The sequence below is a fragment of the Sphingomonas sp. OV641 genome (assembly GCF_900109205.1).
Classification (GTDB): Bacteria; Pseudomonadota; Alphaproteobacteria; order Sphingomonadales; family Sphingomonadaceae; genus Sphingomonas.
In genome coordinates this window covers 333,069-359,021 of record NZ_FNZB01000003.1, presented here as the reverse complement: position 1 = coordinate 359,021, position 25,953 = coordinate 333,069, and the positions used below count along the sequence as shown (strand labels likewise).

The window sequence follows — 25,953 nt, the reverse complement described above, 5'->3', positions numbered from 1 at the left end:
GGCCGCCCACGAGAGCCTGTCGGAGGAAGCGATGACCGAGGAACGCCGGATCCTGATCGTCGAGGATGACGAGACCTTCGCACGCACGCTGCAGCGCTCGTTTGAGCGGCGCGGCTATCGCGTCTGGCTGGCGCACGGTCCGGCCGAGATGGAAGCGCTACTGGAAGAGGCGCGCCCCGGCTTCGCGGTGGTCGATCTGAAGCTCGGCAACGCGTCGGGTCTTGCCTGCGTCGAACGGCTGCACGCATCCGATCCCGCCATGCTGATTGTGGTGCTCACCGGCTTTGCCAGCATTGCGACGGCCGTTGAGGCCATCAAGCTGGGCGCCTGTCATTATCTCGCCAAGCCGTCGAACACCGACGATATCGAGGCCGCGTTCAGCAAGGCGGCCGAAGGCGACGTCGACGTTCCTATCGAGGGGCGCAGCACTTCCATCAAGACGCTGGAATGGGAGCGGATCAACGAAACGTTGGCCGAAACCGGGTTCAACATCTCGGAAACGGCGCGGCGCCTCGGCATGCACCGGCGCACCCTGGCGCGAAAGCTGGAGAAAAAGCCGCTCCGCTAAGGATCGCACGCTGGCACGTTAACCTGGATCTAACGCTTGGCGGCGCATGGTGGCGCGATGTTCCCGATCCATGAAGAGGAACGCCTCGAGGCGCTGCGTTCGCTGGAGGTGCTGGATACCCCGCCCGAAGCGGAATTCGAGGCGATCGTTCAAGGCGCCCGGCACATCTTTGACTCGCGTATGGCGTTCGTGTCGTTGGTTGATGCAAACCGGCAATGGTTCAAGGCGCGGTGCGGCTTCAGCATCCCGGAAACCCCGCGCGAAGTCTCGATCTGCCAATATGCGATCGCGGCCGATGACATGCTGGTCATTCCCGACACGCTGGCCGACCCGCTATTTGCCTCCAGCCCAGTGGTGACCGGACCGCCGCACATTCGCTCCTACGCCGGCATCCCGCTTCGCCACGGCACCTCGCCGGACGCTCGGCGCCTGCCTATCGGCACCTTGTGCGTCGCGGACGATCGGCTGCTGGAATTCACCCCGGAAAAGCTGGAGCTTCTGAAGGGCTTTGCCGGCGTCATCGAAGGTATTCTGGAGGCGCGCCGCGCCCGTTCCGAAAGCCTGAAGCTCGCTCTGTCCCGGCAGGAGGCGCTGATCGAGAGCGAACGCGCACAGCGGATCCTGCAGCAGGCGGAGCGGATGGCGCGCATCGGCTCGTGGCGGCTCGACCTGACGAACAACGAGACGCACTGGTCGGCCCAGACCTATGCCATCCACCAGATGCCGCCCGTCGGAAAGCCTGAACTGGAAAAGGCACTGCTCCACTATCCACCCGCTGACCGGGCTAAGGTGGAGGGGGCACTGGCCGCGTGCGCCAATACCGGCCAGCCGTGGGATCTCGAAGTCGACCTGATCAACGCCAAGGGGAAGCTTCGCCGCATCCGGCTGATGGGAGAGGCCGAGATCCGCGATCGTCAGGTGATGGCGGTCATCGGTGTCATGCAGGACATCACCGAACGCTATAAGGTTGAGCGGCGGCTGCGCGAATTCGCGCTGACGGACGAACTCACCGGGCTGGCCAGTCGCCGGGCATTCAACGAAACCTTGGACGAGGCGCTCGCCAGCACGCCGGCGCGCGCCTCTGCGCTCGCCGTGGCGATTATCGATCTCGATCGCTTCAAGGAGGTTAACGATCGGCTCGGCCATCCAGCGGGCGACGAGGTGCTGCGCGTGATGGCTGCCAAGCTAACCGCGGCCGATCATCTGGGTGATTTCCTTGCGGCCCGGCTGGGCGGCGACGAATTCGTGGTCATGCTGCGTGGCAGCCATGCGGCCGAGCGGCTGGCACAGGGGATCGAGCAGTTGCTCACCGATCTTCGCCACACCGTCTATGGCGAGGGCGCCGACCCGCATGAGGGGATCACGGTATCGGCGACGATCGGCGCCTGCGTCCGGGATGCCGCGCACGCGGATCGCCCTTCGCTGATGAAGGCAGCCGATACGGCGCTTTACGCGGCGAAGCGGGCGCGCCGGGGCACGGGCGCGATCGCCGGGCGTGATGGCATTCTGGTCGCCCATGGAGCGCCTGCGCACCAGGTCGCCTGACACCCGGACCGCTTGCGTCTCACCCCAGCCCGGCCCTGGATCGAGGGGAAACCCACTTCCCCTTGGTTCGGCTCGTCAGGTGAAACTGGCGGCAGCGGCCACAGCGATATACTCTGAGGTCCATGCCCGAGCGCTGCGCCGCGGCGGTTGCCTCCGCCGCCGTGCCGAAGCGCAGCTTGCGCCCGCAAGTGCTCAGTTTCGTGCGCATGTCTGCCAATCCCTAGCTACCCGGCTAAGCACGGGCGGAGATCCGGCCATCACCTGACCGGCGTCAACTCGCCCCATGTAGCTCGGCCACGCTGCAACATTTCGTTGTTCGAGCGTTACATTGGCAATGCCGTCATTCTCCACCCCCGAACCCTATATTCTCTGGTTGACGGGGGCAGGCGTACTCGTCGCGCTCGTGGCATGGTTGCCGCTGGCGCTGCGCAAGCTGCCGCTGTCGTTGCCTATCATCTGCATCGGCATCGGTGCGGCCATCTTCTCGCTGCCCGCCGTTCACTGGCACCCGCTGCCCTACGCCTTTCCCGATGTCACCGAACGGCTGACGGAATTTGTCGTGATCATCGCGCTGATGGGCGCCGGGCTCAAGCTGGACCGGATCTTTCGCTGGCGGCACTGGGGCGTCACCTGGCGCCTGCTCGCCATCACCATGCCGCTCGGGATCGCCGCAATCACCTTGCTGGGCGGCTGGTGGCTCGGGCTCGGCTGGGTGGCGGCGCTGCTGCTGGGTGCATGCCTTGCGCCGACCGATCCGGTGCTTGCCGCCGATGTTCAGGTCGGTCCGCCCAAATCGAATGACGAGGATGAGGTCCGCTTCGGCCTCACGTCAGAGGCCGGGCTGAACGACGGGCTTGCCTTTCCTTTCGTCCACCTGGCCATCGTGCTCGGCACGCTGGCCGCCGCTGGCGAGCCCTGGGCAAAGACCTGGGTATTGGAAAACGTGATCTGGGAAATCGTGGTCGGCATCGGCGCAGGCTGGCTGATCGGCAAGGCTTTTGGCTGGCTCACCTTTCACGTGCCGGCCGAAACGAAGCTGGCGGCCACCGGCGATGGCCTGATTGCGATCGCGGCGACCTTTGTCTCTTACGGCGTGTCGGAGATCGTCCACGCTTACGGTTTCCTGTCGGTGTTCGTCACCGCCCTCGCCCTGCGCCGCTCGCACCGCGACCACGACTTCAATCACCAGATGCACGATCTGACCGAGCAGGTGGAGCGGATCGCAATGATGATCGTGCTGATTCTGTTCGGCGGCGCGCTGGTGGATGGATTGCTGGCGGCGCTGCGCTGGACGGATGTGGTCGCAGCGGCGGTTCTGATCCTGATCGTCCGGCCGCTCACCGGGTTGATCGCACTGGTCGGCTTTCCGGCGGACCGCTCGGAAAAGCTCACCATCGCGTTTTTCGGGATCCGCGGCGTCGGCTCATTCTATTATCTGGCCTATGCGCTCAATCGCATGAACCTGCCCGAGGCGGATCGCCTGTGGGCGATCGTCGGCATCACCGTTTTGTTCTCGATACTGCTGCACGGGCTGACGGTCACGCCGGTCATGCGCCTGCTGGATCGCCAGCACGGGCGCGATCCTGATCGGTCGAGCACGCCGCCGCCTGGCCTCCAGGGCCCGGCGGCGGAGCAATGATCCGTCAGGCCGCGATACAGCTCGCGTAGCTCTTTTCCTCGATCAGATCCGATTCCAGCTTCAGGTTGATCTCGCGCTTGATCGCCGCCCGCTCATCGTTGCGCTGATACACGGCACGGGCGAGACGGATGAAGTCGGCCCCGAACTGGCGCGCCGCCTCCTGTTCGCGGATCGCGTCCTCGATCTCCCACAAGGCCTCATTCACGGCTTTAAGCGCTCGGACGAGCGGGGCGATGCCGCTGCGATTCAGCACCTGGCCACCAATCCTCTGCAGCATGCGATACTCGCGCAGCACATTCTCGCGCGCCGCGGCCCGTGTGATCCGCTCGCGCTTGATCTCCAGAATGGTGATCTTGTCGAGCAATTCACCCCAGGACACGGGAACTGATGGTGCCGCGATACTCGCCATGGGCCAGCCTTTCGTCGTTGGTGAAAGTGGATGTTCGATCCGCCAGGTCGCGCACAACGCGCGCGATCACGCCCGCCCAGTCGCCGGGTGTCCGCTGCACGTACAGGCGCATGTTCGGGTACCAGGGCGTATCCGTCGCGGCCGGGTTCCAGCGCCAGTCCGGCTCCGCCTTCAGCAGCAGCCAGGTCGGTCGGCCCAGCGCGCCGGCGAGATGCGCGATCATCGTGTCGACGGTAATGACCAGATCGCACGCCGCCACCAGCGATGCCGTTGCATCCATGGCAAAGGCGCAGCCCGATGGGTTCAGCACCGGCAGCGGTGATGGCTCGGCAACCAGCGTGATGCAGCGATGCGCCGCCGCGACTGGTGCGAACAGCGCGGGATCGAGCGAACGCGCCGGATCCCAGTCCCCGCCCTGATGGCACAGGCCAGTGATACCCGCCGGCAGTGCCGCCGCGCTTGCCTTCACATAGGGGAAAATGCCCGTCTCAGGCCGCGCGCGCAGCGCAAAGGGCAGTTCGGTGATCTCGATGTCGCATGCCGCGGGCGGCAGCGGGTGGGCATGATCAAACGGCACCACGTTTATCCCGGCATCCACGCTTGCGATCAGGTCTCGGAGCCGCGCCGGCGCTTCCACCGTCACGCTGGCGGCCCTCCTGGCCAGGATCGGCAGGAATCGCGCGAACTGGATCGTGTCGCCCAGGCCGTGATAGCATCGCACCAGCACGTCGTACCCGTCGAACGAACGGCCGTCCCATACCCAGCGCAGGTGATATGGCAGGCTGGGATCGTCGCGCGTCGCTGGATCCCGCTGAGCCATGTCGCGCGCGGACAGGGCCCAGGCGCGCGGGTAATCGCCCGCTCGCATCGCGGAAATCCATTGCTGCGCGCCATCACTCATCAACAAAGCTGAATGTTGCGGGGCCACCGCGGTTCCCTTCATCACCTCCTTCAGTGCGAAACGATTGGCGCGAACGGCGGCAGGGAACAGCTTTGTTGTCGGATCGTTAGGTGTAACGAGGGTCCCCGTGCCACCGTGCTAGAGGACCAGTCTTCTTTGGCGCGCATGTCGCGGGCCGACATCCAGGGGGCGCGATGCCGGTAGCCGCACGTTCGAATGACGAGACACGCAAACGCGAGCTAAGTAGTAGCATCGCCGCGCTGGCGCCGTGGTTTCACAATATCGATCTGAACGGCGTGGAGACGGCGCCCGATCATTTCCTGGGCAATTACCCGGCGGACAAGTTCGCGCGCTTCGCCGCGATCTTCCCTGAAGACCTCACCGGCAGGAGCGTGCTCGACATCGGCTGCAACGCGGGCTTCTACTCGGTCGAGGCGCTGCGTCGCGGTGCGGAGCGCGTGGTCGGGATCGACAGCGACGATCGCTATCTCGCGCAGGCCCGCCTCGCTACCGACGCGCTGGGCTTCACCGGCGTCGAGTTTCGCAACCTGTCGGTTTATGACGTGGCGAAGCTCGGCGAGAAGTTCGACCTCGTGATCTTCATGGGCGTCCTTTACCACCTGCGTCACCCTCTGCTCGCACTGGACCTGATCCGAGAGCATGTCGCCAGTGACGCCATGCTCTTCCAGACGCTGCAGCAGGGCTCGCGCGAGGTGGCGGACGTGCCGGAGGACCACCCGTTCTTCGAACCCGACACCTACCGCCCACCGGCCTATTTCGACGCGCCCGGCTATCCCAAGATGCATTTCATTGAGAAGAAATTCGCCGGTGACTGGACAAATTGGTGGGCGCCCAACGCCGCCGCCAGCCAGGCGATGCTGCGCGCGGCCGGCTTCACTGTCGAGGCTGCGGCCGACGGCGATGTCTATTTCTGCCGGGTCGCACCGGTGCCGTTCGGCCAATATGGTCCGGCGGCCGTCTATCCAGCCAAGGGGGGAACAAGTTCGTGATCGAAGCGGCGATGATCTGGAATGAGCCGAACAACAAATCGCATTGGGATCCGGAAATCGATCCGGACTGGTCGTCCTATGCCGATCACGTGATCCGCGCCGGTAATTCGATCGCTGCGATCAACCCGGCGATCACCCGCGTGCTGGGCGGCATGTCGCCTATCGACCCGCAATGGGTGAACCGGATGCGCGCGCATGGTGCGCTTGACGCAGTGGACGTGATCGCGGTGCACGGCTTCCCGCTCGATTGGAACCTGTGGTCGATCCACGACTGGCCCAAGAAGATCGCGGAGATCGAGGAAGTCGTCACCGACAAGCCGATCTGGGTCACCGAAGTCGGCGTTGGCTCGTTCGGTGCGGAGGAGGTGCAGGTGTTCGGCGTCGAGAAGACGGCGGAACTGCTCATCGGCCGCGTGCCCAACGTTTATTGGTATTCGCTGTACGATCTGCCGCAGTCCTGGGGCGCCACCACCCGCCACCGCGAGGCGGAGGGCTCCAGCTATTACCGCCATTTCTACATGGGCCTGATCCGCGAAGACGGCACACCCAAGCCCGCGCTCGACGTTTATGCCCGTCACGCCGCAGACATGGGCCTGATGCAATGGTTCCACTTCGAGGACCCGCGGCTTGACGAAGCGGTCGGATGGCTCAAGCGGCTCGGCACGCGCAAGCTGCGTACCGGTCTCAGCTGGGCCGATCGCTTCCGCCCCAATGCGCTCGACTGGTTCGATCGGCAGATGGAAGCGCTGGCTGACTTCGATGTCACGGTCACCTTCTGCTTCACTCCCGAGCATTTGGGCGTTCAGCCGCATCACACCAGTCCGGCGCGCGATCCGCAGATGTTTGCCGATTTCTGCGCCGAGATGATCGACCGCTACGCCCCCGCCCAGGCAAGCTCGGCGCAAGCCACGCCGCTCAAGCTCGCCGCGTCGGCCTGAAAGACACGCGCATGAAGCCCCGTATCGGGTTCCTCGGCACCGGCTGGATCGGTCGTCACCGCATGGCCGCGATGGTCGCGACGGGGGCGGTCGAGGCCGTCGCCGTCTGCGATCCCTCGCCCGAATGTATTGCGGAGGCCGCCACCGTCGCCCCCACGATCCGCATCGTAGACTCGCTCGATGCCATGCTCGCGCTCGATATCGACGGTGTGGTGATCGCGACCCCCAGCGCGCTCCACGCCGATCAGTCGATCCAGGCGCTGGAGGCCGGCAAAGCGGTCTTCTGCCAGAAGCCGCTCGGCCGCACCGCAGCGGAGGTGAACGCGGTCATCGCCGCCGCCCGCCAGGCCGATCGCCTGCTCGGCGTCGACCTGTCCTATCGCCACACTGCCGGGATGGAGGCGATCGCGCAGCTGATCCGTGAAGGGTCGCTGGGCGACATCTTCGCAATCGATCTCACCTTCCACAACGCTTATGGCCCGGACAAGCCGTGGTTCTACGATCCCGCACAATCAGGCGGCGGCTGCGTCGTCGATCTCGGCGTTCACCTCGTCGATCTCGCACTCTGGGCGCTCGGCTTCCCTAAGGCGCATGATGCGCATGCCGCGCTTTACGCCGGCGGCCAGCCGCTCCATCCCGGCTCGGTCGAGGATTATGCCAGCGCCAGCTTCACCGCCGGAGGCACCGACGTGCGCCTCACCTGCTCGTGGCGCCTCCATGCCGGCCAGGATGCGGTAATCGCCGCCGATTTCTACGGCACGCAGGGCGGCGCGGCGTTCCGCAACGTCGGCGGCAGCTTTTACGACTTCACCGCCGATCACTTTACCGGCACGTCCGCCCGCCGCCTGACGGACGGCGCGGACGATTGGGGCGGCCGCGCCGCCGCCGCCTGGGCGACCCAGCTTGCGCAAAGCCATCACTACGATCCCGCCGCCGATCATTTCGCCCGTTCGGCGGAGGTGCTCGACCTCATCTATGGTCGCTGATCGGCATGGCTTCACGAAAAGTCGGCGTTCTCACCTTTCACCGTTCCATCAACTACGGCTCCTATTGGCAGGCGCGCTGTCTGGTGGAAGGACTGCGCGCGCGCGGCCTCGATGCGGAGATCCTCGATCACCGCTCACGTCGGGTGGAGTGGCGGGAGGCGCGCAACGCCTTCCAGCCCACCCTGCCGGTCCGGACCGCCCCGCGCCACTTCGCCGCGCTGGGTCGCAAGACCCGCGCGCTGATCGCCGCCGTCGACGCATTGCCGCTCTCGCCGCCCTTCCCGCTCGAGGATGCGGCGCGATCACCGCGCTACGACGCCGTCGTGATTGGCAGCGATGAGGTCTGGAACTTCCGCCACCCCTGGTATTCGGGCGCGTCGATCTTCTTCGGCGAAGGCCTGAACGCCGATCGTCTCGTCTCCTACGCCGCCAGCTTCGGCAATCACGACGCCGCCGATGGGATAGACCCGCATTGGCTGGAGCGCCTCCGCCGCTTTCACGCGCTTTCCGTGCGCGACGAGAACAGCCGCGCGATGCTGGCTCCCCTGTCTTCGGACCGATTATCGTTCGCTCGTGCCGAACGAAGTCGAGGCACCAGCCTCGGCCAAGCTGCCCCTGGTCCGTCCCTCGAACTCGCTGGGAACGGACGGGAAGACAGCGGCATCCCCCTCGTCCTGGACCCTTGCCTGCAATTCCCGCAAGTGATCCCCGACGCAGCCGCCCGGTCGGACACGCGTTATGCCGTGGTGTACGGCCACAGCTTCCCCGACTGGTTCACCGCGCAGCTCCGCCGCTGGGCCGACGCGACCGGCACCCGCCTCGTCACGATCGGCTATCCCAATCCGATTGCAGACGACGAGCGAATCGACGCCACCCCGGCCGATTTCTCCACCCTGATCGCCGGCGCGACCGCCGTGGCGACCAACTTCTTCCACGGCTGCGTCTTCGCGATCCGCCACGCCCGTCCCTTCGTCTGTGCCGCCTCGCCCTATCGTCGCAACAAGGTGCAGGATCTCACTCGCGCGCTCGGTCTGGGGGATCACCTGGTGGAAGACGGCACCAGCGACGCGGCGTTCGCCCACTTGCTCGCCGCACTTCCGACTGACCTTCCCGCTCGCCTTGCGGCCGAGCGCACCGCCTCCTCGCGCTTCCTGGACCATGCCCTCGCCTGACCCCCTCACCCCGTCGGACATCGTAGCCTCGGGCCTGTGCATCGGCTGCGGCGGTTGCGCGACCAGCGGCATGGCGTGGGACCGCTACGGCCAGCGCAAGCCCAGCGCCGCCACCCTCAACCATTACCGTCATGGCGGCCCTGTCCTGAGCGACGCCAGAGGCGGCGTCGACGGGCCCGGCATGACGAGCGGGGCGACCACCCCCCGTCATCCCGGCCTTGAGCCGGGATCCAACGCGCCGCACACGCTGTCACCCGCCGCTTCGAGCCCGGCCCCCACAGCGTTCGCGCAAACCTGCCCCTTCTCCCCCACCGCCCGAAACGAAGACCAACTCGCCGCCGCCCGCTTCCCACGCGCCCCACACCACGATCCCCGCCTCGGCCGCTACGAAGCCAATTACGTCGGCCACGCCCACCAAGCGCCCTTCCGGGAGCGCGGCAGCAGCGGGGGCATGGTAAGCTGGGTCGCCGCCGACCTGCTCGCGTCCGGCCAGATCGACGGCGTCGCCCATGTCATTCCCGCGACCGGCGACCGCCTGTTCCACTACCGGATCTCGCGCACGCCCGAGCAGATCCTCCAGGGCGCCCGCTCGCGCTACTACCCCGTCGACCTCGCTGAGGTGCTCGCGGAAATCCGCGCCACGCCCGGTCGCTATGCGATCGTCGGCATTCCGTGCTTCATCAAGGCGGTAAGCCTGCTGCGTGAGCAGGACCCGATCCTGAACGAGCGCGTCACCCACCTCTTGGGCCTTTTCTGCGGCCACATGAAAAGCGCCGCCTTTGTCGACAGCTTTGCCTGGCAGCTAGGGGTTCCGCGTGACGAGGTGCGCGCCGTGGAATATCGCCGCAAGGATCCGGATCGCCCCGCCAATTGGTACACCGCGCACCTGACGCTCAACGACGGCACCGCGCGCTGGCAGGACTGGTTCCACCTCGCCGACGGAGACTGGGGCGCCGGCTTCTTCCAGAACTCCGCATGTGACGCCTGCGACGACGTGGTCGCCGAATGCGCCGACGTCTCCTTCGGCGATGCCTGGGTGGAGCCCTATTCGTCAGACGGCCGCGGCACCAACGTCGTGATCGTCCGCAGTCCGGAAATCGCCGCCAGCATCGCCAATGCGATCGACAACGGCCGCCTCGCCCTTGAACAGGTCGACGCCGATTTCATCGCGGGAACCCAAGCCGCCGGCTTCCGCCAGCGCCGCGATGGCCTAGCCTATCGCCTCACGTGGCAGAAGCGCCGCGTGACGCCCGTCAAGCGCGTCGCTCCCCGCGCCACCGGCCACCCGCCGCGCCGCCGCGCCATCTACCGCACCCGCGCCGCCATAGCCTGGTGGAGTCACCGCATGTCCTGGGCCGCGAAGCGCCTGAACTGGCCGATGCTCTATGTGGGTTGGGCCAAGGCCAGCCTCTACGTCTATCAGGCGCTCGCTTACAAACGCGGTCGCCTCGGCAAGTGGCTCGCCCGGCTGGATGGCGGGGAGGGCTAGGCCGGCATGGGGTGGCGCGGCACCGGCCCGATCCGCGCCCCCGCTTGGACCGATGCGGTGAACACGTCATGCAGCCGCTCGACCAGCGCCAGCTGCTTCGGCAGCAGCTCGGGCTGCAATCGCCGCGTCACGGCGGTAGCGCGATCGGTATAGAGCGTCAGATCGGCATGGGCCGCCGCGAGATAGGCAAGCGCCGGCACCCGCGGCACCGTCGCCACGCCGATCTCCGCCAGAAACGCTACCAGATCGTGCAGCGCGATGGCGGATACGCCGCGATCGGCGCGCGGATCGCCCCGCCCGTTGAACGCTGCGGTGCCGAAGAACGGGTTGCCCGTGAAATGGTCGAAGCGCCGCGCACGCGGCGCCAGCACGCGATCGAACGCGGTCGCAACCTTTGGCCGGCGGTTCATCAGAATGGCGTGGCGCAGCGTGTCATGGCCGAATAACTCCACGCCGTGGCACGCCGACCCCTCGGCAAACAACAGCACCTCGGCATTGCGATACAGTGCAAATTGCCGCGGCAGCGGTAGCTTCTCGCTGTGCATGATGTGAAAGCCCGCGTCCACCAAGATGGATTCGAGTACCTTCTCGCCCAGCAGCCCGGATTTGTCCTCGAGTCCGCTCCTCGAAACGTACACCTTCTTCGGAAAGGTATCGTCCAGCGGCCCCCGTCCCGGCCCGCGCCGGTTCAACAGATCGAGGTACCAGTCCTTGGGCACGCTGCCCAATTCCGCGCCCGCCTCGACGATCAGCAGCTCCTCGACAATCGTGTCCTTCGCGATCACCGTGCAATTACGCTCATTCACCCCCAGCAGGCGCAGCATCGCCTGCGCAACCGGCGCCAGTGCCTCGAACGTCGGCGGGCTGCCGCGCTGATGCACGATCAGCCAGTGCGGCCGCTTCGCCACCTGCCGGGACGGCAGAATGCGGTGGATCATTTCGGACATGATGTGGCCAAAATGGCCGAACGTCCGTCCGAGATAGGCGTAGGAACCCCGCAAAATCACGGGATCGCGCGGCGCGGGCGCGAAATGGTCCACTACCTGGCCTGAACGATTGTGCCGCAGCAGCATGCTTTCCGGATCGTCGCCCAGCACGGGGCCGCCGTGAAATTGGCCCGCAGGTCGCTCCGCGGCCTGCACATGCGCCCACCGGATTGTGCGTGAAACAGGACCGCCTGCCGCCACCGTTCCTCCCCCTTGCCGCAGCAGGCGGCGTCGCCATCGGCGCTAAAGCTGATCCCGCCTCTTCGCAAGCTCGTGCCGCCGTCACGATTTTCCACTTTCCCAGCGGCAGCCGCTGCCATTCGCTCTGCCAAAGGTTCCCGTGGAGAAGACCGGCAATCTCAAGAGAATGCGCCTCGCTCTGGCCAACGCGAGAATTTGATCGGGCAAAAGGGGCCGCCGCGATCGCGCTTGCGGCTCCTTCCCCGACCCGCCACTCTGCGCGCCGATGTTCGACGACATTCCCGTTCAGGTCTGGCTGCTCATCGGCATCGTCGCGACCGCCTACGCCCCGGTCGCCTACGTCTATCGCTATGTCGCGGCCGATCCGAGCCGCCGGGTCGTTGCCGCGCCGCCGCTCGACCTGTCGTGGCGATCGGAACGGCAGTTCATTTACTGCTCCGGGCTTCTCGTCGCACTGGCTGGTTTCGCGATCTTTATCTTCACCCCGGCCGCGGAACGCTTCGCCCGCTCGCCTAGCTTCCAGCCGATCCTACTCGGTGCACTCGGCTGTGGCTCGCTTTTCACCGTCGCCAGAGCGTTGGCGACCGGCACGATCGAGCCGCTCGTGCGCGGGTTCAATCGTACCTACGAGCGCGCCGCGCATCCCCGCCGCTTCTGGGCCTCGGCAGCCTGGAACATCATTCTGGGCGGCATTTTTCTGTTTGGCGGGGTTGCTACGATTGCCGATCAGGAACGCGACCGGTGTTTCAACTATCAAGACAAACTGTCGCCTCAGGAACAACTTTCAGCCTGTGACGGTCTGCTCGTCGACCAAAGTCTCTCACGCGAAGACCGTGCTGATTTCATGCGCAACCGCGGGATTGCGCGGCATAGCCTCGGCCAGTCGGATCGCGCGATCGACGATTACAACCGCGCATTGGAACTCGATCCCAGCGACTCCTACGCCCTCTACAATCGCGGTCTGCTTTATCTCGAAGGCGAGCAATATCAGTTCGCCATTGAAGATTTTGGCCAATCGCTGAAGCTTCGCCCCGACAACACGGAGGGCTATGAGCAGCGAGCCCAAGCCTACGCCGCGACCGGCGCACTGGTCGAAGCGACCGCCGACATCACCCGCGTTCTGCACGACAGGCCTCGGGACGAGTCTATGCTTGTTTGGCGCGCCAACCTTTACGCGGAGCGCGGTGACTTTGCTGCGGCGGAGCGCGACCTTGATGCAGTACGCGTCATGAACCCGTCCAGCGTGCTGCTGCTTCGCGGAGAAGCCATTCTCAGCCTGGCGAGGAAAGATGCGGACGCTGCGCTGGCAAAGCTGAAGGCCGCGCTCGCCCGCGAACCGGGCCATCTTTGGACTCTGAATACGATGGCGAATATTCAGCAGAGCCTCGGCCAGCATGATGAGGCCAAGGCGACCCGCGCCAAGCTGCCGTCCATGGGCCGGGAGGGCCGGCGCTAATCACCACCGCTGGCATCCGCCGCACCCGCTTCCTACATCCCGGGTCTATCCTGCCGACCGGAACGGAAGTAGAACCTACAGCATGCTGACTCACATCTCCGTCCGCGGCGCGCGCGAGCACAATCTCAAGGACGTGAGCGTCGATATTCCGCGCGATACGCTGACGGTGATCACCGGTCTGTCCGGCTCGGGCAAGTCGAGCCTCGCCTTCGACACCATCTATGCCGAGGGGCAGCGCCGCTACGTCGAGTCGCTTTCCGCCTACGCCCGCCAGTTCCTCGAACTGATGCAGAAGCCCGACGTCGATCATATCGAGGGCCTCTCGCCCGCCATCTCGATCGAGCAGAAGACCACCAGCCGCAACCCGCGCTCGACCGTCGCGACGGTCACCGAGATCTACGATTACATGCGCCTGCTCTGGGCGCGCGTCGGCGTGCCCTACAGCCCCGTCACCGGCGAGCCGATCGCTGCGCAGACCGTGTCGCAGATGGTCGACCGCGTCATGGCGCTGCCCGAGGGCACGCGGCTGTATTTGCTCGCTCCCGTCGTGCGCGGCCGCAAGGGCGAATACCGCAAGGAACTGGCCGAGTGGCAGAAGGCGGGCTTCACCCGCGTGCGCATCGACGGCGAGATCCACGAGATCGAGGACGCTCCAGCGCTCGACAAGAAGTACAAGCACGACATCGAGGTGGTGGTCGATCGCCTCGCGGTGAACCCTGACATCGCCACCCGCCTGGCGGACAGCTTCGAGACCGCGTTGAAACTGGCGGATGGACTGGCGTACGTCGATCTCGCCGGCACCACCGTTGAGGAAGCCACCTCCTCCGTTCGTGCTGAGCCTGTCGAAGCACGTGCCGCAGACGGCACGTCCGAGACACGCCCTTCGACAGGCTCGGGGCGAACGGGTGTGGACGGCGGCAAGATGAAGAATGCCGGCATCCCCGCCAACCGCATCGTCTTCTCCGAACGCTTCGCCTGCCCGGTCAGCGGCTTCACCATCGCCGAGATCGAGCCGCGCCTCTTCTCCTTCAACGCGCCCCAGGGCGCCTGCCCCGCCTGCGACGGCCTCGGCGAAAAGCTGATCTTCGACGAGGACCTCGTCGTCCCCAACCACGCGCTTACCATCAAGAAGGGCGCCGTCGTTCCCTGGGCGAAGTCGAACCCGCCCTCGCCTTATTTTATGCAGGTCCTCGGCAGCCTCGCGCGCGAGTTCGGCTTCAGCCTGGACACGCCCTGGTCCGATCTCCCGCCCGAGATCCAGCAGACGATCCTCCACGGCACCCGCGGCAAGCCCGTCACCCTCACCTTCATCGACGGCAAGAAGAGCTACGACGTCAACAAGCCGTTCGAAGGCGTCATCGGCAATCTCAACCGCCGCATGCTGCAGACCGAATCCGCCTGGATGAAGGAGGAGCTCGGCAAGTATCAATCCTCCCAGCCGTGCGAGGTCTGCAACGGCGCCCGCCTCAAGCCCGAGGCGCTGGCGGTGAAGGTGGCGATGCAGGACATCAGCCACGCCACCCGCCTATCGGTGGTCGATGCGCTCGCCTTCTTCACCCAGCTCCCCGATCACCTCAACCCGCAGCAGCGCGCGATCGCCGAGCGCATCCTGAAGGAAATCGTCGAGCGCCTCGGCTTCCTCAACAACGTCGGCCTCGATTACCTGAACCTTGACCGCACCTCCGGCACCCTCTCCGGCGGCGAGAGCCAGCGCATCCGCCTCGCGTCGCAGATCGGCAGCGGCCTCTCGGGCGTCCTCTACGTCCTCGACGAGCCCTCGATCGGGCTCCATCAGCGCGACAACGACATGCTGCTCGCCACGCTCCGCCGCCTGCGCGATCTCGGCAACACCGTGCTCGTTGTCGAGCATGACGAGGATGCGATCCGCACCGCCGATTACGTCATCGACATGGGCCCCGGCGCCGGCGTCCACGGCGGCCAGATCGTAGCGCAGGGCACCCTCAAGCAGCTTCTCAAATCCAAGGGCTCGGTCACCGCTGACTATCTCAACGGCACCCGCGAAGTCCCCGTCCCCGCCAAGCGCCGCAAGGGCTCGGGCAAAAAGCTGACGGTGCACAACGCCACCGCCAACAACCTCACCGGCGTCACCGCTTCGATCCCGCTCGGCACCTTCACCTGCATCACCGGCGTCTCGGGCTCGGGCAAGTCGAGCTTCACGATCGACACGCTGTACGCTGCCGCCGCGCGCCAGCTCAACGGCGCGCGCATCCTCGCCGGCAAGCACGACAAGGTAACGGGCCTCCAGCACCTCGACAAGGTGATCGACATCGACCAGTCGCCGATCGGCCGCACCCCGCGTTCGAACCCGGCCACTTATACCGGCGCCTTCACCCAGATCCGCGACTGGTTCGCGGGGCTCCCCGAGGCGCAGGCGCGCGGCTACAAGCCCGGCCGCTTCTCGTTCAACGTCAAGGGCGGCCGCTGCGAGGCGTGCCAGGGCGACGGCCTGCTCAAGATCGAGATGCACTTCCTCCCCGACGTGTATGTCACCTGCGACGTCTGCCACGGCGCGCGCTACAATCGCGAAACGCTGGAGGTGAAGTTCAAGGGCCACAGCATCGCCGATGTGCTCGACATGACGGTCGAGGACGCCGCGGAATTCTTCAAGGCGGTGCCCCCGATCCGCGACAAGATGGCGATGCTGGTCGAGGTGGGCCTGGGCTACGTCAAGGTCGGCCAGCAGGCGACGACGCTCTCGGGCGGCGAGGCGCAGCGCGTCAAGCTCGCCAAGGAACTGGCGCGACGGGCGACCGGCAACACGCTGTATATCCTGGACGAACCCACCACCGGCCTGCACTTCGAGGACGTCCGCAAGCTCCTGGAAGTGCTCCACGCGCTGGTCGAGCAGGGCAACACGGTGGTGGTGATCGAGCATAACCTAGACGTCATCAAGACCGCCGACTGGGTGCTCGACCTCGGCCCCGAAGGCGGCGTGAAGGGCGGCGAGATCGTCGCCGAAGGCACGCCCGAGGTGGTGGCGGCAGAGCCGCGGAGCTTCACGGGCAAATACCTCGCCCCACTTCTCACCAAGCGCGAGGCAGAAGCGGCGGAGTGACACACCAATCCTCCCCATCAAAGATGGGGAGGGGACCGCCAGCCAAAGGCTGGTGGTGGAGGGGAAAGCAACGAAGGCCGCACCAAGCTAACGCCCCGAATTCGAAGCCGGCCTGCGCCTTTTCGCCCGCGCCAGCGAAGCAATGCGGGCACGCGGCTTCGTTCCCCCGGTTCTGGTCGGCGGCGGCGCAGTCGAACGATACACGTTAAGCGCCGTCAGCACCGGCGACTTCGACATCGTCACCGCACGACAGGAAGAGTTTGAGCAGGAGGTACAGCGCCTGGGGTTCACTAAGCCCGGAGCGCCCGGCCACACGCCCTTAGGCTGGTTGCATCCCGAACTGATGCTGGGTTTTGAAGTCGTCTCATCGCTGTTGCTGGATGGCGCCGCCGATCGCGACCGCGTTGTCTTGGTCGATCTCGGCGCTGACGGACGAGCAGCGATCATTTTGATCGAAAACATGATCGCCGATCGCATGGGCCAATTCGCGTCCGGCGCTGCGCCAGCCATGCTGGATCAAGCGAAGAAGCTGTTCGGCCTTCATGCGGACGTGGACCTGGACTATATGGACGCCCGCATGCGGCACGAAAGCGCAGGCGAATATGGCATCGAAGATCTCAGGGACTGATCGCGCGATCCCTCTTGCGGAGCTTGCCGCGGACATCGCGCGCCGACGTGAGGAAACAGGGATCAACGCCGTGTCCCGCAACAGCGGCACTCGCCGCACTGAAAGCAAGCGCGCGCTGCTGAAGGCGATCGAAGATGCGGGTGGCCGCTGGTAGCCCTACGCTGGTATGGTTTCGTCCAACTCACGTAAGCGCGCTTCGATTTGCGGCATAAGCTGGTAGATACCGGTAAGCTCCGGCATCAGGTGGCGAGTTTCCTCTTTGCCTTCGAACGTCCCGAAGTAGCGGGTGGTGGGCGAATTGAACCACATTCTTGCGATTGTCTTGCGGTTGTTGTCGTCGAGCAGGATCGCGCAATAACTCTTGCTATCCCTGATCGCGATGCGTTTCGGGTCAACAAACCGGGAGGCTATCGCTTGGACAATATGAAATCCACCAAGCTCTTCCTGAGTCGTGACGATACCCTCTTCAGGTAAAGAGATTTCGCCTTCATCTGGCTCGACCATCACAGGAGTGGTAGCGTTCAGCGCGGATGAAAGCCGCTCGTTCACCCGGTCCCGTATCAATGCTCCTATGGTACTGGGAACCAAGCGAGCGATACTTTCTTTGGCCGCCGGTGTGATACGTCCCTCGATCACCCGCCCAGCGAAAAGTCTTACGAACTCGTCGGATGGCTCAGAAAATTCTTGTTCGATGGCTTTCCTGAGCAATGATTGAAGCTTCAGATTTCCCGCTTCTTGAATTATCTTTTTAATATCAAAGTCGCTTTTACCAAACTTCTCTAGCGTGCGCACATCGCTTGGCTTGATTGCATCCATGCAAAACGTGAAAAATGGTCGCTCGTCCATCTTATTCGGCTTCTCCACATCGGAGAAAAAATGGTAGTTCACACCGTTTGTAAGCACGGCCAAGCGCGCCTCTGTAGTTGAGAAGTACCTGAAAAGCTGTGACGCATGGCTGACATTAAGCTCTGATGTTGATGGTTTACACTCAACCAATATGTTCACTTTGCTATCGGCGCAGATGGCGTAGTCTACCTTTTCACCCTTCTTGATACCAACATCAGCCGTAAATTCTGGGACCACTTCCTTAGGATTGAAAACGTCATATCCAAGAGACTGCAAGAACGGCATTACCAGCGCCGTCTTCGCTGCCTCTTCTGTTAGAAGGACCTCGCGATGTTCGATTGTTCGTTTTTGAAGTTCGGCTAGACGCGTTGCGAGATCCATGTTCCACCCCCCGGTTGACGAACCAAATTCTGTCTAGAGATGTCGCAATCTGCAAGCACTTCCTTTGACAAGCATTTTGGATAGTTGATTTCATCATTCCGACCCTGCCAGCTTCAGCAGCGCCCAGGCCAGCCCCCGCCGCCGCTCGCCTCGCGCAATTCTCTGCGGAACTGTTCGCACCGATGCTGATTCGCTATTCAGGGCCGGCGCCCCTATATGTCGCCCGCTACGTTCGCAAATCGACGGTCTTTGGCGCTTTGCGGCACCTTCTTCCTTCTTTCCCTGCTGCCGCGGCACCGGGCGCTCCGGTCGTCGGCTCGCCCGTCCGAAACAAGAAGGAATATCCCCATGGCCAACATCGGCACCGTCAAATTCTTCAACGCCGACAAGGGCTTCGGCTTCATCGCGCCGGACAATGGCGGCCCGGACGCCTTTGTGCACATTTCCGCCGTGGAGCGCGCCGGCTTCATCACGCTGAACCAGAACCAGCGCGTCAGCTACGAGCTGGAGAATGATCGTCGCGGCCGCACCAGCGCGGTCTCGCTCGAAGCCGCGGAATAAGCATCGCGCATCCGCCGGCCGGCGATGGTGCCGGCCGGCGACCTTGAACAGCAAAAGGGAGCCCGCCCCATGGCCGATGATGCAACCGTGTACCGCGCCCGCGCCGCCAGCGAGTTTGCCAATGCCCGCGACGCGACGCTCGATAACGTGCGCGAACGCTGTGAGCGTGCCGCACGGGCGTGGGAGACCATGGCCGATCGTGCCGAGCGCGTCGCCACCCAGCGCACCGAGCGCGAGGCCGCCACGGCGGCGCAGCGGCAGCCGGTCGAGCTCTAGAAGCCGCCCTCGCGGATCGCTTCCATCGCCACAAAGGTGGAGGTGCTGGCGACATGCGGCAGGGTCGAGATCCGCTCGCCCAGGATGTCGCGGTAGTGGCGGATGTCGCGGGTGCGGATCTTCAGCAGGTAATCGAAACTGCTGGCGATCATGTGGCATTCCTCCACTTCCGCGATGGCCAGCACGCCGCGCCGGAATTCGGCCAGTGCCGCCTCCCTGGTGTCCGACAGCTTCACCTCCGTGAAGGCGACATGGCCCAGCCCCAGCCGCGCGGGATCCACTACGGCCTTGAACCCGCGGATGAAACCGCGGTCGGTCAGCCGCTTCAGTCGGGTCTGGCACGGCGTCTTGGACAGCCCCACGCGCTGCGCCAGTTCGGTGACGGAGATCCGCCCGTCGCTCCTCAGCACCTCGATGATGCGCCGGTCGAACTGGTCGATATCGTCACCGCCAAGAATTGAAACGTCCATTTCGCCTTCCGCCAGGATCATCAACAAGCCGAACGGTCTGCCGGAACAGCAATCATAAGTCGGATTGCCTTGGCGACAATCACTATATCCGGCGCACGTCATCCGCTGGAATCATCGATGCCCACCCTGTCGCCATTGTTCGCCGATTTCGCCCCGCCGGTCCGCTCCGCTACTCCGCTGCGCGCCGCCATCACCGCCGCCACCCGTCGTCCCGAGCCGGAGGCGCTCGCCCCGCTGCTCGATGAAGCCACGCTGCCGGACGCGATCAAGGCACAGGCTCTGGCCACCGCCACCACGCTGATCACCGCGCTTCGTGCCAAGCACAAGGGCACTGGCGTCGAGGGTCTGGTGCAGGAATATGCCCTCTCCAGCCAGGAGGGCGTGGCGCTGATGTGCCTTGCTGAGGCGCTGCTCCGCATCCCCGACGATGACACCCGCGACGCGCTGATCCGTGACAAGATCGCCGGCGGTGACTGGCGCAGCCATATCGGCGACGGCCGCTCGCTCTTCGTCAATGCCGCCACCTGGGGCCTGGTGGTGACGGGCAAGCTGACCAATAGCGTCAACGATCGCGGCCTCGCCGCCGCGCTTACCCGCCTCATCGCCCGCGCCGGCGAGCCGGTGATCCGCCGCGGCGTCGACATGGCGATGCGCATGATGGGCGAACAGTTCGTCACCGGCGAGACGATCGGCGAAGCGCTGAAGCGCGCCCGCCCGCTGGAGGCGCGCGGCTTCGGCTACAGCTATGACATGCTGGGCGAGGCCGCGACCACCGTCGCCGACGCCGACCGCTATTACCGCGACTATGAGACGGCGGTGCACGCCATCGGCAAGGCCTCTGCGGGCCGCGGCGTCTATGCCGGTCCCGGCATCTCGATCAAGCTCTCCGCCCTCCATCCCCGCTACGCCCGCGCACAGGCCGACCGGGTCATGGGCGAGCTGCTGCCCAAGGTCCGCGCGCTCGCGCTGGTCGCCAAAGGCTATGACATCGGCTTCAACATCGACGCGGAGGAGGCCGACCGGCTCGAACTCTCGCTCGACCTGCTAGAAAGCCTGTCGCTCGATCCCGATCTCGCCGGCTGGAACGGCCTCGGCTTCGTCATCCAGGCCTATGGCAAGCGCTGCCCCTTCGTCATCGACTGGATCGTCGATCTCGCCCGTCGCGCGAACCGCCGCATCATGGTCCGGCTGGTAAAGGGCGCCTATTGGGATGCCGAGATCAAGCGCGCGCAGGTCGATGGTCAGGCCGACTTTCCGGTCTACACCCGCAAGATCCACACCGACGTGTCGTACCTCGCCTGCGCCCGCCGCCTGCTGGCGAACCGCGATGCGGTGTTTCCGCAGTTCGCCACGCACAATGCCCAGACGCTGGCGACCGTTCACGCCATGGCTGGCCCCGAATTCACGATCGGCGACTATGAGTTCCAGTGCCTCCACGGCATGGGCGAGCCGCTGTATGACGAGGTGGTCGGCCCGGACAAGCTGAACCGCCCCTGCCGCATCTACGCGCCCGTCGGCACGCACGAGACGCTGCTCGCCTATCTCGTCCGCCGCCTGCTGGAGAACGGCGCCAATTCGTCGTTCGTGAACCGCATCGCCGATCCCGAGGTCTCGATCACCGACCTCGTCGCCGATCCGGTGGCGGTTGTTCGTGCTACCGATACGCCGGGTCAGAAGCACGCCGGCATCGCTTTGCCGGCCGATCTCTACCCCCGCCGGCGCAATTCCGATGGGATCGACCTCGCCGACGAGCGCACGCTCGCCGGACTGGCCGAGACGATGCAGGCCGGCGCGCACGACAAATGGCGCGCCGCCTCCGCCGATGGTCAGGGCACCCCCCGCCCCGTGCTGAACCCTGCCGATCACCGCGACATCGTCGGTACGGTGGTCGAGGTAACGCCCGAGCAGGCCAGCGCCGCCGCACGCACGGCTGCCGCCGCCGCTCCCGCCTGGGCCGCCGTGCCCGCGGCCGAGCGCGCTGCGATGCTCGACCGGGCGGCGGACGCGATGCAGGCCCGCATGGCCGAGCTGATCGGCCTCACCGTGCGCGAGGCCGGCAAGTCCGTCCCCAACGCCATCGGCGAAGTGCGTGAGGCGATCGACTTTCTGCGCTATTACGCCGATCAGGCCCGCCGCAGCTTTGGCCCCGCGCACCGGCCGCTCGGCGCCGTGACGTGCATCAGTCCGTGGAACTTCCCGCTGGCGATCTTCACCGGCCAGGTCGCCGCCGCGCTGGTCGCCGGAAATACCGTACTGGCCAAGCCCGCCGAGGAAACCCCGCTGATCGCCGCGCAGGGCGTTGCCATCCTTCACGAGGCGGGTGTCCCCTCCGATGTGCTTCAACTCGTCCCAGGCGACGGGTCGATCGGCGCGGCGCTGGTAGCCGCGCCCGAGACGGCGGCGGTGATGTTCACCGGCTCAACGGAGGTCGCCCGCCTCATCCAGCGCGAACTCGCCACCCGCCTCTCGCCCGAGGGCACGCCCATCCCGCTGATCGCGGAAACCGGCGGCCAGAATGCGATGATCGTCGACAGCTCCGCACTCGCCGAACAGGTGGTGGCGGATGTCATCGCCTCCGCGTTCGACAGCGCCGGTCAGCGCTGCTCGGCCTTGCGGGTTCTTTGCCTGCAGGAGGAAGTCGCCGACCGCATCCTCACCATGCTGCGCGGTGCGCTGCAGGAGCTGCGCATCGGTCGCACCGATCGGCTGGCGGTCGACATCGGTCCCGTCATCACCGCCGAGGCGCAGGAGAACATCACCCGCCACATCGCCGCGATGCGTGATCGTGGCCACAAGGTGGACTCGCTCGCGCTCTCCGATGAGACCGCCCAGGGCACGTTCGTCGCGCCGACCATCATCGAGCTGTCCGACATCGCTGAGCTTGAGCGAGAGGTGTTCGGCCCCGTCCTTCACGTGATCCGCTACAAGCGCAGCGGGCTGGACGCGCTGATCGACCGGATCAACGCCACCGGCTACGGGCTCACCTTCGGTCTCCACACCCGGCTGGACGAGACGATCGCCCATGTCACCGCGCGGGTGAAGGCGGGCAATCTTTACATCAACCGCAACATCATCGGCGCGGTCGTCGGCGTGCAGCCGTTCGGCGGGCGCGGGCTGTCGGGCACCGGACCAAAGGCGGGCGGTCCGCTCTATCTCGGCCGTCTGGTGCGCGGTGCGATCGAGGCGCCCGCAGGCACCTCGATCACTGCCGATGCCGCCGCCCGTGATCTTGCGCTCTGGCTCGGGAACGGCGGGGATGAAGCCACTGCCGCGCGCGTTCGGGATATCGCCGCCGCCTCTCCGCTCGGTCTCGAAACCGAACTCGACGGCCCGGTTGGTGAGCGCAACCTCTACGCCCTCCACCCGCGCGGCCGCATCCTGCTGCTGCCGGAAACGCGCGAGGGGCTGATGGCGCAGCTCACCGCCGGCCTCGCGACGGGCAACGATCTGGTGGTGGACGCCGGGTTGCGCACCGATCTGCCCGCGCCGGTCGCCGCCCGCATCCATTGGAGTGCCGACTGGGCGAGCGAGGGCCCCTATGCCGGCGCCCTGATCGAGGGCGATGCCGCGCGCGTCCGCGACCTGCAACAACGGATCGCCGCACTGGATGGCCCGATCGTCCTCACCCAGGCCGGCGATTACCGTCTCGAATGGCTGGTCGAGGAGGTTTCCACCTCGATCAACACCACCGCGGCGGGCGGCAACGCCAGCCTCATGGCGATGACGTAAGCCTCATCGGCTGAGTCCTCCCTCGCCCCCGTTCGTCCTGAGCCTGTCGAAGGACGTGCCAGGCAGCCCCAGCGCCTGCGACACGCACTTCGACAAGCTCCGCGCGAACGGGAGAATGGCGCGCCAAAAGCCCTTGCCGCCGCCGCGTCTTCGCGTGAACCCAACAACCCCCTAGCTTTCCTGCCCCGCATCCGCTATGCGCGCCCGCTTCCGGTATCACTGGAACGCTTGCGGGAGGGTGCGGCAACGCGCCCGCGACGACCGCTAAACTTAAAGAGAGTGACATGGCGAAGAAAATCACAGGCTATATCAAGCTGCAGGTGCCTGCCGGCGCTGCAAACCCGTCGCCGCCGATCGGCCCGGCGCTGGGTCAACGCGGCGTGAACATCATGGAATTCTGCAAGGCGTTCAACGCGCAGACGGCTGACATGGAAAAGGGCTCGCCCCTCCCCACCGTCATCACCGTTTACGCCGACCGCTCGTTCAGCTTCGAGACGAAGACGCCGCCGGCGACCTTCCTCATCAAGAAGGCGCTGAACCTGAAGTCGGGCTCGAAGGAGCCGGGCAAGACCAGCGCGGGAACCATCAAGCGCTCGCAGCTCGCGGAAATCGCTCAGGCCAAGATGAAGGACCTGAACGCGAACGACATCGACGCAGCAACGAAGATCATCGAAGGCTCCGCTCGCGCGATGGGCCTCCAGGTTGTGGAGGGCTAAGAACATGGCGAAGCTCACGAAGAAGCAGAAGGCGATCACGGTCGACCGCGAGAAGCTGCACGGCGTTGACGAGGCGATCCAGCTCGCCAAGTCGGGTGCGACCTCCAAGTTCGACGAGACGATCGAAGTCGCGCTGAACCTCGGCGTTGATCCGCGTCACGCTGACCAGATGGTCCGCGGCGTTGTCACGCTGCCCAAGGGCACCGGCAAGACCGTGCGCGTTGGCGTGTTCGCCCGCGGCGCGAAGGCCGAAGAGGCGCTTGCTGCCGGTGCCGACGTCGTCGGTGCGGAAGACCTGATGGAAACCATCCAGGGCGGCAAGATCGACTTCGATCGCTGCATCGCGACCCCGGACATGATGGGCATCGTCGGCCGTCTCGGTAAGGTGCTGGGTCCCAAGGGGCTGATGCCGAACCCGAAGCTCGGCACCGTGACGATGAACGTCGCCGAGGCGGTGAAGGCTGCCAAGGGCGGTCAGGTCGAATATCGCGTCGAAAAGGCCGGTATCATCCACTCCGGCATCGGCAAGGCGAGCTTCCCGGCCGAAGACCTGCGCGCGAACTTCGACGCGCTGGTCGATGCGGTGGTCAAGGCCAAGCCGGCCGGCGCCAAGGGCAAGTACGTCCGCAAGGTCGCGATCTCCAGCACCATGGGTGCGGGCATCAAGATCGACGTGGCGGAAGTCGCCTCGGCCTGATCGACAAGTCTTAGTTTGCGTAACGGAAAAGGCCGGGGGCAACCCCGGCCTTTTTTGTTGCTTGCGTTCCATTCTGCGTACCCAACACTCCAAGGAAGTGGCAGATGTTCACATCCTCGACATGAACGCAAATCATTAGCGCGGGATGACATGCCAGATTGGGAGCCGCCTGAATTCTCAAAAAGCCAAGTCGCGAACGCGGGAAAAGTGCTGAAAGAGCATCATGATTCCGTCAGCGACGAAGTTCTCAATGCGTTTAGAGTGGCTCACACTTGGCGAGCCAGCCATATTGTTCCCATGCGAGCGATGCGCGCTGAACTGATCGGTAAGGCACGGCGGGCGGGCGGAGATGCGCTTACCGCCGCACGGCTCAAACGTATGAGTTCGCTTCGGGCGAAGCTTCGCCGAACACCGCATACACTTTATCAGATGCAAGACATTGCCGGCTGCCGCGCGATCATGCCAAATCAGACGGCGGTTGACCGCCTGTTGGCTCTTTACCGTAGCGAAGCCGCTCACATTTTCCGGGCGGAGAACGATTATATATCTGCGCCCAAGGACAGTGGATATCGCAGCCACCATCTGATTTTTCGCTACCAGGGCCAGGAACAGTATGAAGCCTGGAACCGGAGCCCGATGTTTGTCGAAGTGCAACTTCGCACGAGACTACAGCACGCCTGGGCGACCGCTGTAGAAGCGGTTGGCATGGTCAGGGGTGAGGACCTTAAGAGCGGTGCAGGTGACGTAGACTGGCTTCGCTTCTTTGCTCTCATGGCGGCAGAAATTGCCTCAGCAGAGCGGGCGACGTTGGTTCCGGGGACTCCTGCATCCGACATTGAACGTCGCGAGGAAATCCTTGCGCTTGAGAGAGGTTTGAACGCGCTGGCGACCTTGGAGAAGTATAGGCAAGCGGTGAAAATCAGCGAAACTGTCAGCACTCGCGCGCCCTTCTACTTGATCCAGTTCGACGCTGCCAACCAGCAGGTGAAGGTCCGAGGGGTTTCACTTAGCGCCTCATCGAGCGCTTTGGACGACGCAGAATACGGCAATCAGCTTAATTCTGTGCTGGTCGCGGTCGACAAGCTTTCCGACCTTCGTTCGGCCTATCCTAATTACTTCCTAGACGTTCAGATGTTCGCGACCTGCTTGAAGCGTGTGGTTAGCCCACCACCAAAGACGAGCGCCTTCATCGACGGTAGTTGGTTGCGAGCATGGCTTCGGGGAAGGCGCGGCTAGCCTCTAGAACGAACCGCGCGTGAACCCAATCATTCCC

At 65.0% G+C, this 25,953-nt stretch carries 23 protein-coding genes; 18 read left to right on the top strand and 5 right to left on the bottom strand.

The annotated features are described in order from the left end of the window. Positions 1-31: 31 nt before the first annotated feature. From BMX36_RS15630 to BMX36_RS15615, 3 genes are all read left to right on the top strand, one after another. Positions 32-568, top strand: coding sequence for a response regulator transcription factor (locus BMX36_RS15630; protein WP_066781614.1), 537 nt, complete (start codon positions 32-34; stop codon positions 566-568). 36 nt (positions 569-604) lie between these two features. Continuing rightward, on the top strand, positions 605-2,113 hold the full coding sequence (locus BMX36_RS15625; protein WP_066781616.1) for a diguanylate cyclase domain-containing protein: 1,509 nt from the start codon (positions 605-607) through the stop codon (positions 2,111-2,113). 334 nt (positions 2,114-2,447) lie between these two features. Then, on the top strand, positions 2,448-3,752 hold the full coding sequence (locus BMX36_RS15615; RefSeq protein ID WP_093066848.1) for a cation:proton antiporter: 1,305 nt from the start codon (positions 2,448-2,450) through the stop codon (positions 3,750-3,752). A gap of 4 nt (positions 3,753-3,756) precedes the next feature. Here the strand turns inward: BMX36_RS15615 and BMX36_RS15610 are convergent, their stop codons facing one another. Together BMX36_RS15610 and BMX36_RS15605 are read right to left on the bottom strand one after the other, a co-directional pair. Beyond that, a complete protein-coding gene (locus BMX36_RS15610) occupies positions 3,757-4,161 on the bottom strand; it encodes a DUF6165 family protein (protein ID WP_093066846.1) in 405 nt (134 codons plus the stop codon). Next, a complete protein-coding gene (locus BMX36_RS15605) occupies positions 4,118-5,029 on the bottom strand; it encodes a glycosyltransferase family 9 protein (RefSeq protein ID WP_143058586.1) in 912 nt (303 codons plus the stop codon). The genes BMX36_RS15610 and BMX36_RS15605 overlap by 44 nt, the downstream gene beginning before the upstream one ends. A gap of 227 nt (positions 5,030-5,256) precedes the next feature. Here BMX36_RS15605 and BMX36_RS15600 point away from each other — a divergent pair, with 227 nt between their 5' ends. Genes BMX36_RS15600 through BMX36_RS15580 form a run of 5 tightly spaced genes read left to right on the top strand, consistent with a single transcriptional unit; the run spans position 5,257 to position 10,657 of the window. Beyond that, positions 5,257-6,072, top strand: a complete 816-nt coding sequence (locus tag BMX36_RS15600; protein WP_093066844.1) for a TIGR04290 family methyltransferase — start codon at positions 5,257-5,259, stop codon at positions 6,070-6,072. Continuing rightward, positions 6,069-7,010 (top strand): glycosyl hydrolase, encoded by a 942-nt coding sequence (locus tag BMX36_RS15595; RefSeq protein WP_066781625.1) that lies wholly within the window; start codon positions 6,069-6,071, stop codon positions 7,008-7,010. Before BMX36_RS15600 ends, BMX36_RS15595 begins: the two co-directional genes overlap by 4 nt. Before the next feature lie 11 nt (positions 7,011-7,021). Then, the gene (locus BMX36_RS15590) at positions 7,022-7,996 is read left to right on the top strand and encodes a Gfo/Idh/MocA family protein (protein ID WP_066781627.1); all 975 of its coding nucleotides are present in this window, start codon (positions 7,022-7,024) and stop codon (positions 7,994-7,996) included. 5 nt (positions 7,997-8,001) lie between these two features. Continuing rightward, complete coding sequence (locus BMX36_RS15585) at positions 8,002-9,168, top strand: polysaccharide pyruvyl transferase family protein (RefSeq protein WP_093066842.1); 1,167 nt, start codon at positions 8,002-8,004, stop codon at positions 9,166-9,168. Next, the gene (locus BMX36_RS15580) at positions 9,155-10,657 is read left to right on the top strand and encodes a Coenzyme F420 hydrogenase/dehydrogenase, beta subunit C-terminal domain (protein WP_256210841.1); all 1,503 of its coding nucleotides are present in this window, start codon (positions 9,155-9,157) and stop codon (positions 10,655-10,657) included. Before BMX36_RS15585 ends, BMX36_RS15580 begins: the two co-directional genes overlap by 14 nt. Here the strand turns inward: BMX36_RS15580 and BMX36_RS15575 are convergent. Beyond that, entirely contained in the window at positions 10,654-11,754 is a 1,101-nt protein-coding gene (locus BMX36_RS15575; RefSeq protein WP_143058585.1) for a glycosyltransferase 61 family protein, read from the bottom strand. The two genes, BMX36_RS15580 and BMX36_RS15575, sit on opposite strands and share 4 nt — an antisense overlap. A 355-nt stretch (positions 11,755-12,109) precedes the next feature. On the opposite strand from BMX36_RS15575, the gene BMX36_RS15570 reads away from it, so the two are divergent. The 4 genes from BMX36_RS15570 (at position 12,110) to BMX36_RS15555 (ending at position 17,158) form a co-directional block, all read left to right on the top strand. Continuing rightward, positions 12,110-13,300, top strand: a complete 1,191-nt coding sequence (locus tag BMX36_RS15570) for a tetratricopeptide repeat protein (RefSeq protein WP_093066838.1) — start codon at positions 12,110-12,112, stop codon at positions 13,298-13,300. Positions 13,301-13,382: 82 nt separating this feature from the next. Next, positions 13,383-16,376 (top strand): excinuclease ABC subunit UvrA, encoded by a 2,994-nt coding sequence (uvrA, locus tag BMX36_RS15565; RefSeq protein WP_093066836.1) that lies wholly within the window; start codon positions 13,383-13,385, stop codon positions 16,374-16,376. A gap of 142 nt (positions 16,377-16,518) precedes the next feature. Beyond that, positions 16,519-17,004 carry a hypothetical protein gene (locus tag BMX36_RS15560; RefSeq protein WP_256210840.1) on the top strand — a complete coding sequence of 162 codons (486 nt, stop codon included), beginning with the start codon at positions 16,519-16,521 and terminating at the stop codon, positions 17,002-17,004. Then, on the top strand, positions 16,979-17,158 hold the full coding sequence (locus BMX36_RS15555; protein WP_093066832.1) for a hypothetical protein: 180 nt from the start codon (positions 16,979-16,981) through the stop codon (positions 17,156-17,158). The genes BMX36_RS15560 and BMX36_RS15555 overlap by 26 nt, the downstream gene beginning before the upstream one ends. A 2-nt stretch (positions 17,159-17,160) precedes the next feature. Here the strand turns inward: BMX36_RS15555 and BMX36_RS15550 are convergent, their stop codons facing one another. Beyond that, positions 17,161-18,231 (bottom strand): type I restriction enzyme HsdR N-terminal domain-containing protein, encoded by a 1,071-nt coding sequence (locus BMX36_RS15550; RefSeq protein WP_093066830.1) that lies wholly within the window; start codon positions 18,229-18,231, stop codon positions 17,161-17,163. Positions 18,232-18,579: 348 nt separating this feature from the next. Between BMX36_RS15550 and BMX36_RS15545 the strand changes: the two genes are divergently transcribed. Continuing rightward, positions 18,580-18,792: a cold-shock protein gene (locus BMX36_RS15545; protein ID WP_066777209.1), complete on the top strand. Its 213-nt coding sequence runs from the start codon at positions 18,580-18,582 to the stop codon at positions 18,790-18,792. A gap of 69 nt (positions 18,793-18,861) precedes the next feature. Then, entirely contained in the window at positions 18,862-19,068 is a 207-nt protein-coding gene (locus BMX36_RS15540; protein WP_066777211.1) for a hypothetical protein, read from the top strand. On the opposite strand, the gene BMX36_RS15535 is transcribed toward BMX36_RS15540, so the two are convergent. Next, positions 19,065-19,538: an Lrp/AsnC family transcriptional regulator gene (locus BMX36_RS15535; RefSeq protein WP_066777214.1), complete on the bottom strand. Its 474-nt coding sequence runs from the start codon at positions 19,536-19,538 to the stop codon at positions 19,065-19,067. The two genes, BMX36_RS15540 and BMX36_RS15535, sit on opposite strands and share 4 nt — an antisense overlap. Before the next feature lie 117 nt (positions 19,539-19,655). Between BMX36_RS15535 and putA the strand changes: the two genes are divergently transcribed. From putA to BMX36_RS15515, 4 genes are all read left to right on the top strand, one after another. After that, on the top strand, positions 19,656-23,267 hold the full coding sequence (putA, locus tag BMX36_RS15530) for a trifunctional transcriptional regulator/proline dehydrogenase/L-glutamate gamma-semialdehyde dehydrogenase (protein ID WP_093066829.1): 3,612 nt from the start codon (positions 19,656-19,658) through the stop codon (positions 23,265-23,267). A gap of 284 nt (positions 23,268-23,551) precedes the next feature. Beyond that, the gene (gene rplK / locus BMX36_RS15525) at positions 23,552-23,983 is read left to right on the top strand and encodes a 50S ribosomal protein L11 (protein WP_046406429.1); all 432 of its coding nucleotides are present in this window, start codon (positions 23,552-23,554) and stop codon (positions 23,981-23,983) included. A gap of 4 nt (positions 23,984-23,987) precedes the next feature. Then, positions 23,988-24,680 (top strand): 50S ribosomal protein L1, encoded by a 693-nt coding sequence (gene rplA, locus BMX36_RS15520; RefSeq protein ID WP_066781248.1) that lies wholly within the window; start codon positions 23,988-23,990, stop codon positions 24,678-24,680. A gap of 150 nt (positions 24,681-24,830) precedes the next feature. Then, positions 24,831-25,916 carry a RelA/SpoT domain-containing protein gene (locus BMX36_RS15515; protein ID WP_093066827.1) on the top strand — a complete coding sequence of 362 codons (1,086 nt, stop codon included), beginning with the start codon at positions 24,831-24,833 and terminating at the stop codon, positions 25,914-25,916. The last annotated feature ends 37 nt before the right edge of the window (positions 25,917-25,953 follow it).

Bases quoted from the DNA above. Each gene is read 5' to 3' on its own strand.
- BMX36_RS15630 (WP_066781614.1), top strand. From the start codon at position 32: ATGACCGAGGAACGCCGGATCCTGATCGTCGAGGATGACGAGACCTTC.
- BMX36_RS15615 (WP_093066848.1), top strand. From the start codon at position 2,448: ATGCCGTCATTCTCCACCCCCGAACCCTATATTCTCTGGTTGACGGGG.
- BMX36_RS15610 (WP_093066846.1), bottom strand. From the start codon at position 4,161: ATGGCGAGTATCGCGGCACCATCAGTTCCCGTGTCCTGGGGTGAATTG.
- BMX36_RS15605 (WP_143058586.1), bottom strand. From the start codon at position 5,029: ATGCGAGCGGGCGATTACCCGCGCGCCTGGGCCCTGTCCGCGCGCGAC.
- BMX36_RS15600 (WP_093066844.1), top strand. From the start codon at position 5,257: ATGCCGGTAGCCGCACGTTCGAATGACGAGACACGCAAACGCGAGCTA.
- BMX36_RS15590 (WP_066781627.1), top strand. From the start codon at position 7,022: ATGAAGCCCCGTATCGGGTTCCTCGGCACCGGCTGGATCGGTCGTCAC.
- BMX36_RS15585 (WP_093066842.1), top strand. From the start codon at position 8,002: ATGGCTTCACGAAAAGTCGGCGTTCTCACCTTTCACCGTTCCATCAAC.
- BMX36_RS15580 (WP_256210841.1), top strand. From the start codon at position 9,155: ATGCCCTCGCCTGACCCCCTCACCCCGTCGGACATCGTAGCCTCGGGC.
- BMX36_RS15570 (WP_093066838.1), top strand. From the start codon at position 12,110: ATGTTCGACGACATTCCCGTTCAGGTCTGGCTGCTCATCGGCATCGTC.
- uvrA (WP_093066836.1), top strand. From the start codon at position 13,383: ATGCTGACTCACATCTCCGTCCGCGGCGCGCGCGAGCACAATCTCAAG.
- BMX36_RS15560 (WP_256210840.1), top strand. From the start codon at position 16,519: ATGCGGGCACGCGGCTTCGTTCCCCCGGTTCTGGTCGGCGGCGGCGCA.
- BMX36_RS15555 (WP_093066832.1), top strand. From the start codon at position 16,979: ATGGCATCGAAGATCTCAGGGACTGATCGCGCGATCCCTCTTGCGGAG.
- BMX36_RS15550 (WP_093066830.1), bottom strand. From the start codon at position 18,231: ATGGATCTCGCAACGCGTCTAGCCGAACTTCAAAAACGAACAATCGAA.
- BMX36_RS15545 (WP_066777209.1), top strand. From the start codon at position 18,580: ATGGCCAACATCGGCACCGTCAAATTCTTCAACGCCGACAAGGGCTTC.
- BMX36_RS15540 (WP_066777211.1), top strand. From the start codon at position 18,862: ATGGCCGATGATGCAACCGTGTACCGCGCCCGCGCCGCCAGCGAGTTT.
- BMX36_RS15535 (WP_066777214.1), bottom strand. From the start codon at position 19,538: ATGGACGTTTCAATTCTTGGCGGTGACGATATCGACCAGTTCGACCGG.
- putA (WP_093066829.1), top strand. From the start codon at position 19,656: ATGCCCACCCTGTCGCCATTGTTCGCCGATTTCGCCCCGCCGGTCCGC.
- rplK (WP_046406429.1), top strand. From the start codon at position 23,552: ATGGCGAAGAAAATCACAGGCTATATCAAGCTGCAGGTGCCTGCCGGC.
- rplA (WP_066781248.1), top strand. From the start codon at position 23,988: ATGGCGAAGCTCACGAAGAAGCAGAAGGCGATCACGGTCGACCGCGAG.
- BMX36_RS15515 (WP_093066827.1), top strand. From the start codon at position 24,831: ATGCCAGATTGGGAGCCGCCTGAATTCTCAAAAAGCCAAGTCGCGAAC.